This is a genomic window from Bacillus paramycoides (assembly GCF_001884235.1).
GTDB classification, from domain to species: Bacteria; Bacillota; Bacilli; order Bacillales; family Bacillaceae_G; genus Bacillus_A; species Bacillus_A paramycoides.
The window spans coordinates 1-8095 of record NZ_MAOI01000043.1 but is presented as its reverse complement, the minus strand read 5'-3'; the positions used below and the strand labels follow the sequence as shown (position 1 = coordinate 8095).

Sequence of the window (8095 nt, the reverse complement as noted above, 5' to 3'; positions counted from 1 at the left end):
CAAGTCCAAACAATTGATGGATGAATTCTTTTTGATTTTGGACAGACTGGTTCCATAAAGTAATCTGTTCTTTTTTTATCATATGCATGGCTTCTACTCTATTAAGAATGGATGTAGCTGTGTCAAAAGATTTAAGACCTAGCATAGAACGGATTCGCTTCTTTATAATGCGATGATCTTGTTCTACTATGTTATTCAAGTACTTTTGTTGTCTAAGTCGCATACTATTAGGTATGCTTTTTTCTTTTTTCAACTGTTCAATTGCTATAGGATAAGCTGGATTCTTATCGACTGTTATCACACGTGGCTTTGAAACATGAAAAGACCGCAAAGCTTTCTTGAAAAAGCGCCTTGCAGCCTTATGATCCCTTGTTTTTCTTAGTCAAAAATCGATTGTGCTTCCGTTCGAATCAACAGCACGATACAGGTACATCCATTGACCTTTTACTTTGATATATGTTTCATCGACTCTCCAAGAATCATTTATTTATTTGAGGTAACGTCCGTTTGTCCAATTCAGGACCATACTGATGAATCCAACGCATAATCGTTGTATGAGAAATGGATAAACCTCGTTCCTCCATCATTTCCACCAAATCATGAAAACTTAGGTTGTACCGTTAATAAGATAATATCAGGCCGATAGTGCTTCCATTTGAACCAATTTTTCTTTTCCATACCGATCACACACCTATTTAGAGTAATAGTATCAGTATGTCCAAGTTTTAGAGATGATTTGTAATTACCTTGAATTTTTTGCACCAGAACCAATTCCACTTACAACTTGAGCAGTGATACTTGTATGGATTCCCTCTCCTGAGGTCATCATGTAGATTTAGAATAAAGTTTAATCAGAAATGCTTTACAACTCCTTATTTGATAAAAGACAAAAGGAATCCATTTTGAAAAAGGATTGATTAAAATTGATTCTTTTCATATGAATACATATACAGTTTTATAAAAAAGTTCAATCATACATAAATCATTGTCGTACAAGGGAGATGTTCACCTAAAGATTATCTGAAGGGTTTGAAATGAAGTTAAGAGAATTAATAAAAGAGATTAAAAAATTAAATTCGGCAGACTTTATGTAATAAACTAAAAATTCCAATATGAGAGGGAAATAAAAATGAATCTTTCTGTTAAATATCAAGAAAAAGTTAAACATGATTTAGAACCTAAAGAACAAATTATCGATGTCTTTACTGGAAGAACTGCTCCTACTAATTGGGTGATGAAACTTCTTCCTGAAATTTCTTGGCTCACTAAAGAGAATATGCCAATTGTTTTAGTGATAACAAACCAAAGATTACTTGTATATAAACAACAAATGAATTTGGACATTCAACTCGCCATCGGAATTCATCGCTTCGATATAACGGAATGTAAAGAACTAACTAGTGTACTTAATGGAGCAATTCAAGTTACTTTAAAAGACAATCAATCTTTCAAGTTTGTCTTTAAAAAGGAACGGATGCCGAAAATCCTAAAAGAACTTACAAATTAAATTTATGTGTTTCAGAGGATACCAGATATACCATTGTGTGACAAGGTCTTGTTTATACAGCAAGGCTTTTTCTTATGTGTTACAATCATATTCCAATGAGTACATCACACTATTCCGCGTGGTAAAATTATATTACAATAAATATGAAGGTTTAGACTAATAAAAGGTGGGATTTTATGAAATCCACAGGGATTACTAGAAAAGTAGATGAATTGGGGCGTATCGTTATTCCCATGGACCTTAGAAGGACATTAGGAATCGCAGAAAAAGATGTAGCCTTGGAATAAAATTTGATCAAATTAACTTAATAAACCTTGATAAAAGAACAAATAAAAAAAGCGTGGTTCGAAAAAAGATTGTTCAAAACACGCTTTTTCTATATTCAATTGAATCATCCTTTTATAAAAAAGTTTGATAATTTTTGTGATTATCCCTCTATTAAAACGCCCTTTTATGGAATAACTAAAATATGATCACAATCCTAAAATCACTTAATTCTTATTCAATTAACGCACCATTTACTTTAATAAAGGATATTTATAATAAGATACTGTTTTATTTTCTTTTCAAACGCATACCTTTTAATTTAGTAACCTTATCTTGATTAAGCAATTGGTTATATATTTCACTCTTAACATCATAAATGGCAATTTCCCCTTGATCGTTATAGTGTATTCCCCAACCATAATTTTTCACCAAAGGAGAAGCTCTGAAGCAAGCCATAGATTTTGAAAAAAATTGTTTTCGCAGTTCATCTGTATTTTCTTCTTCTATTTGATTTTTGATTAAATAAGTTTTAAATTGCACGTCTTCTTGTGTAAATTTATAAGGATTATTCTTAATTAAATCATATTCAATAGAAGCAATAGTAGGTTTTCCGTTTCTGGTGACAGGTACTATGGCAAAAGTAGCTTTTGAATCCTCTGAAATGGTAATAAGTGTGTTCTTGTAACTCATATAACCCCCTCCGTAGTAAACCAGTTTTTCATAAATATATATAATATTTACAATTATACAAATACCTAAAAAGTAGATTTCCAAGTTTTGGAATCTACTTCGAAAAAGCTCTTCAACAAAAGCGCCCTTTAACTGAATAACGCTTATGCTTCTTATTAGCTGGTTTAATGGAATACCTATCTCTATCCAATTACGTGCCGTTTAATTTAAAGTTTCGAATTGGCTTTCCATACCTAACTAAAACGTGCCACAAGAGTTTTAATTCTTGAAGCACCTCTTTATAGGTCCCACGATCGCTCCAAGACTCTGGATTACGTTTCAAGTCTATTGCAGCAGCTCCAATCATGTTCGTGTCTAAAATATGATTACGTGCAATGCGTTTTGCCAGAGAAGGCATTGATGGGCCTCTAAAATCTACAGGAACGTCATCTACTAGAAGTGCAAAGCCTGAGTGCCAGAAAAGATCAATGGAATACTTCAGGCATATTTCTTCAAGGACTCGCCCTACATCCGTGTCCTTAAATGAAGGATCTGCAACAAGTATTTCCACGTCTTCTTTCAGAGAAATATCACCATGAATCTGGGCTTCAATATAGTGGTTAAGATTACGGTCTGGCTCTTTGTTTGCCGGATTCAAGAATGGCTTCTCAAGATTAACTAGCAAATGATTAATTAATTTTGGCGGCGTCAAATTTTTTTCACCAATTGCGTAATCTCTTGTGAACGTCTCCTCCAAAAGTGCAGCCATAATCATATCAAACTCTTCATATGTACCTTTTTCCCTGGGGTCTTGATGCGAATCCATATACGTAAATGTGCAGCGATATGAAACATCTGGGTATAGAAGAAAATAGCAAGATCCAAAACGTGGAGATGGCCCATCTGAATGTAACATCAAATTGAGAGCCCCATATTTAGGACGTTGATTATTTGTTGTATCCTTCAGTTGATAAGCTCCTCCAAAAATTCTCTTTTCCCAAAGGTCACGTTCACCGCCAGGCAAAGCGGATACACTTCCATTAGATAAAAGCGTTTCAAATTGGCTCTTATATGTCCCCTGCTCAAGCAGTGCTTTAGCAACACATTTCATAGACGAATCGGGTCGATCTGGATGAAAGTGTAAAGCAACCCTTGCATTTTCCATTAATTTCATGATTGCATTTCTAAATGCTTTACCATCGATATTAGACATTTGAAGGATATGATTAATTGTTGCTTTAGCTTCATTTTTATGGTTCTTGGCATAACTTGTAATATATTCTAAAGCAAATTTTTGTGGCATTGATAATTCCATGAATAGATGAACCTCCTTTCATTGGGTACCTGATTTTTTATTTAATTCGTGCTGACCGATAGAATCCCTTCTTCTGTTATTCAACAATCTGGCCCGATTGTTGAATAACATGACTGGCGTTTTTTAAACAACTTTATTATGTTTTAAACGACTTTATTATCTCTGTACAGCTGCGCTTAGAGGAAGGAGATGAATGGCTGAAGTTCGTTAAAATCATTGCAAACAACTAAAAAAGTGATTGCTGGAATAGAAGTTATGCATATGATCAAAAAAGGACAAACTCTCCAAGATGAGAAGTTTGTCCAAAACCATGATTTCTTTGGTTTAACAATATAAAATTCAATTCCGCTAGGAATCTTTCGTTCTTTTTTCATATCCCACTATTTTTGCATGAGAACCAACAATAGTGAATTAGAATAATGACTTAATACTTGCTAGGACAGTAAGGATACCTATAATAATGACAAATACATTGCTCGCTTTCCCTCTATATTTAGCTAGTACTGGCACTTTACGAATTGCATACATTGGTAATAAACATAAGATGGCAGCAACTAACGGACCGCTAAGGGCATCAATGATTCCAAGAATACTTGGGTTTGCATAAGCAACATACCAGCATGTTAATACGACAAAAGTAAGAATCATTGTCTTAACTGTTTTTTCTCCTATATCTTTCCCACGTTTTTTACCGGACTTGATAATCATGTCACGCATTACCTCATACGCTCCTATATAGTGGCCAAGGAAAGACTTTGTAATAGCCACAAACGCAATGATAGGAGCCGCAATAGTGATTACAGGAGAATTAAGCTCATTAGCAAGATAGGATAGGATTGACAAGTTCTGTTCTTTTGCCACCTTAAGATCATCTGGAGTCAAACTTAAAGTACTGCTCCAAACAAAGAACATAACAACAGCGAATGTCATGATATAACAAACTTTTTGTATTTGAGCACACTTGGCATCAGTAGCGTCTATTCCATACGTAGCTCTCTGTTTCATAACGAATGACGAAATCATAGGAGAATGATTAAACGAAAATACTATGATGGGTAGTATCATCCATATCGTTCCGAAATATCCTGTTCCTGTTGAAGTAGTAGAAACACTTGAAAAACTAAGCATTGACGTATTCCACTGTGGAATCAAAGATATTGCGATAAAAAGTAGAGAAGCTATGAAAGGATATACTAGCATGCTCATTATCTTTACAGTGATATCTTGACCAAAATTTAGTATAGCGATAAGACCGAGTACTAATACAAGCGATAAAATGGCCCTTGGAGGCTCCTGCATGTGCAATTGATGCACCATAAAACTACTTGCAGTATTTGTAAGTGCAACCGAATACATTAGCACGATCGTATAAATTGAGACGAAGTATACTATGTTAAAAATGATACTTGCCTTATTTCCGAAATACTCTCTTATTGTACCTGTAATCCCCTCATCAGCAGAATTGGAAGCATATATCATTTTAGCAAGCGCCCTATGTGAGTAATACATAACAGGATATGCAAGTATGGTAATTAACAGTAATGATAATAAACCACCTGAACCTGCATTAATAGGTAAAAAGAGTACTCCTGCTCCGATTGCTGTTCCAAAAAGGCTCAATGCCCAGGTAGTATCTTGTTTATGCCACTTTTTAGGGTCTAGATATTTCTCATTTTTTACTGCAGTATTTTCAGCCTGAACTTCTATTTTTTTTGCAGTATTCCCATTCATATAATAATTCCCCCTTGTATCCTATTCTTACGTCTGTTTTTAAGGCTTAGGAATATAGGCTATTCTTGAAAAATGTGTTGCTTACAAAGTGCGCCACATCGTATGCCCTTCTTCTAAGTTGATCAAAATCGAAAAATTTGCTAGTTATCAATCTGATGGGTTTATTAGCGCTTACAAAACATTTTAATTATATAGTAGTATATTTTAGTGATAATGTCTCTCAATATACAGACATCCTTAGGAGAACAATAGAGAATAGAATTGTTAACTATTTCACAATATTTCCGATAACTGTTTATTGATTTGATTGTTTCTCTCCAAAGATTTTATTTTTAATGGCAATCCCTGTAGGTGTGGCCGCAATTCCTCCTAAACCTGTCTCTCTTAATTCGCGAGGCATCTGTCTTCCAACTCTATACATCGCTTCAATAACTTCATCAGCATTGATGATATTGTTTACGCCGGCTAATGCGATGTCCGCTGCTGCTAGAGCATTTGCCGTTCCAATGGCGTTTCTCTTTACACAAGGAATTTCTACCAAACCAGCGACCGGATCACAAACTAAACCGAGTAAATTTTGTAATGCGGTTGAGAAAGCTTCAGAAGATTGCTGTGGCGTTCCTCCGGCAGCTTCTACCGCTGCTGCAGCCGCCATTGCTGAGGCACTGCCTACTTCAGCTTGACATCCTCCGTACGCTCCTGAAATACAAGCGTTATTTGCGACTATCGTTCCAAATAACGCTGAAGTGAATAGAAAATGGATCATATCTTCATGACATAACTGCAACGTATCTTTAATACTAAATAGGACTCCCGGGATCGTCCCACTCGCACCTGCTGTTGGAGTTGCACAAATAGCCCCTAATGCAGCATTTACTTCATTAACACCGATAGCACTTTGAATCCCTAACACCATCAAATCTCCAGAAAGAGTTTTCCTATTTTCTCGATAGTTTTTAATTTTAACAGCATCACCTCCGGTTAAACCGGTCGGAGAAAATACCCCGTCTCCCTCGATACTTTTATTTATGGCATTTTCCATAGTCGCTAAATTTCTTTCCATTTTACTCCAAACTTCTTCATAAGACGTTTTAGTTTGTTCGATTTCCTGTTCGATTGCTAATTCATAAATTGGCTTTTGGCTTTTATTAGCTGCATCCACAATTTCTTTTATGTTCATATACATATTTTTCCACCCCTTAATGTAACTATAGAATAATGAGATTAGCTATATTGCTTAAATTTCCTAATTCCTTCTGAACATTACCAGGCAATAGCGAATCCAAAGCGAATGCATATAAATATTTTCCGTTTTCTTCTAAACTATGAAAGTTGTTAATTTCCACATCATATTGTTTAAAGATCCTGCGTAAGACAAATTCAAAGTCAGCTCTTTCGGAAATCGCAATAATAACTGGCAATGGCCCCTGCAGATCTAAGCTAAATCCGTCAATTTCAACATGTTTGACTTCAATTAATCCACCGCCGACCGAAATACCCATCGTTCTAATACCTCGGTTTTCATCCTCTAAATATACATCTGCCGTATTTGGATGACCAGCAGGACTATCACCGGCTTTTTCAATAAAGGTAATGTCAATTCCTTTAGATTCTGCTATTTTAATAGCATCTGGCACTTTGCTGTCATCGGCAGCAAATCCTAATATCCCAGCAATAATTGCAAAATCAGTTCCGTGTCCTTTATGGGTTTCAGCAAATGATTCATAATACCTTACCACGACTTTTTTTGGAAGACCTTGAAATAATTTATTGGCAACTGTTCCAATAGCCAAAGCACCTGCAGTATGTGAACTTGAAGGACCTATCATTACCGGCCCAATCACATCAAAACAACTTTTGTATTTAACAACCTTTTTTTCTTTAATAGATGCTACATTCATGTTCATATAAGCACCCCCATAATTTATTATTTTTAATTGCAGTTGAATCTAAGTTATTAGAATGACCAATTCAAAATAAGATCAAATTGATAACGCTTTCATTTTTCGTGTTAATAAATTTCCCTTCTGATCACACACCTTTCTTAGAGTAATCGTATCAATATGTCCAATTTTAGAAGGTTGCTTGCAAGGTCTTTAGAATTTTCGCACCAGAACTAGGTTTGATATTTTCTCTAGAGGTAATAGATTATCTCTCGACGCCCTCATTATAACTTGTATATTTATGAGTTTAATATTTTTTTATTTTCCGAAAGATTGAATAAACAGAATCTTGAATGGATAATAAATTACACTTGGCATGTAGCAATTGTGTCCATTGTTTGAAGCTGTATTAGTTAGTAGAAAAGCAAAAATAACACAGAGTTCCTTTTATTAACACCTTGATTATATTGGAAAATCATTATAAAGATACGTATACTTTCCTTTGTTGAAACATCTTATTTTAGACGTGAAAGCTGTTGCAATAAATGATTAATGTAGATGGAAAGGAATAAAGTAATGAAATATAAAACCCTTTTCGGATATTCATGATATACTTTGCATCTATATACATTTTCAGAAAAAAGGAACTTCTTTTTATATTTGAACATACCAAATTGAGTAAGAGTAATAGAACGATATTCTTTAAAACTTTTCCTTTTTGAA

6 protein-coding genes and 3 pseudogenes are annotated in these 8095 nt (G+C 34.6%); 3 read left to right on the top strand and 6 right to left on the bottom strand.

What is annotated here, in order from left to right:
* Positions 1-678 (bottom strand): annotated as a pseudogene (locus BAU28_RS29090) (IS6 family transposase); the annotation flags it as partial.
* 451 nt (positions 679-1129) lie between these two features.
* On the opposite strand from BAU28_RS29090, the gene BAU28_RS07500 reads away from it, so the two are divergent.
* Together BAU28_RS07500 and BAU28_RS07495 are read left to right on the top strand one after the other, a co-directional pair.
* Positions 1130-1507 carry a hypothetical protein gene (locus tag BAU28_RS07500; RefSeq protein ID WP_071718212.1) on the top strand — a complete coding sequence of 126 codons (378 nt, stop codon included), beginning with the start codon at positions 1130-1132 and terminating at the stop codon, positions 1505-1507.
* 176 nt (positions 1508-1683) lie between these two features.
* Positions 1684-1791, top strand: a pseudogene (locus BAU28_RS07495) (AbrB/MazE/SpoVT family DNA-binding domain-containing protein); the annotation flags it as partial.
* Between the two features lie 271 nt (positions 1792-2062).
* Here the strand turns inward: BAU28_RS07495 and BAU28_RS07490 are convergent.
* Positions 2063-2464, bottom strand: coding sequence for a DUF6157 family protein (locus BAU28_RS07490; RefSeq protein WP_071718211.1), 402 nt, complete (start codon positions 2462-2464; stop codon positions 2063-2065).
* A gap of 190 nt (positions 2465-2654) precedes the next feature.
* Positions 2655-3758 carry a DUF3626 domain-containing protein gene (locus BAU28_RS07485; RefSeq protein ID WP_071718210.1) on the bottom strand — a complete coding sequence of 368 codons (1104 nt, stop codon included), beginning with the start codon at positions 3756-3758 and terminating at the stop codon, positions 2655-2657.
* Positions 3759-3965: 207 nt separating this feature from the next.
* Here BAU28_RS07485 and BAU28_RS30865 point away from each other — a divergent pair.
* A pseudogene (locus BAU28_RS30865) lies at positions 3966-4094 on the top strand (IS6 family transposase); the annotation flags it as partial.
* Positions 4095-4169: 75 nt separating this feature from the next.
* On the opposite strand, the gene BAU28_RS07475 reads toward BAU28_RS30865, so the two are convergent.
* The 3 genes from BAU28_RS07475 to sdaAB all read right to left on the bottom strand — a co-directional run bounded on the left by BAU28_RS07475 (position 4170) and on the right by sdaAB (position 7396).
* On the bottom strand, positions 4170-5489 hold the full coding sequence (locus tag BAU28_RS07475; RefSeq protein ID WP_071718209.1) for an aromatic amino acid transport family protein: 1320 nt from the start codon (positions 5487-5489) through the stop codon (positions 4170-4172).
* Between the two features lie 295 nt (positions 5490-5784).
* Positions 5785-6675, bottom strand: coding sequence for an L-serine ammonia-lyase, iron-sulfur-dependent, subunit alpha (gene sdaAA / locus BAU28_RS07470; protein ID WP_071718208.1), 891 nt, complete (start codon positions 6673-6675; stop codon positions 5785-5787).
* 22 nt (positions 6676-6697) lie between these two features.
* Positions 6698-7396, bottom strand: coding sequence for an L-serine ammonia-lyase, iron-sulfur-dependent subunit beta (gene sdaAB, locus BAU28_RS07465; protein WP_071718207.1), 699 nt, complete (start codon positions 7394-7396; stop codon positions 6698-6700).
* Between the last annotated feature and the right edge of the window lie 699 nt (positions 7397-8095).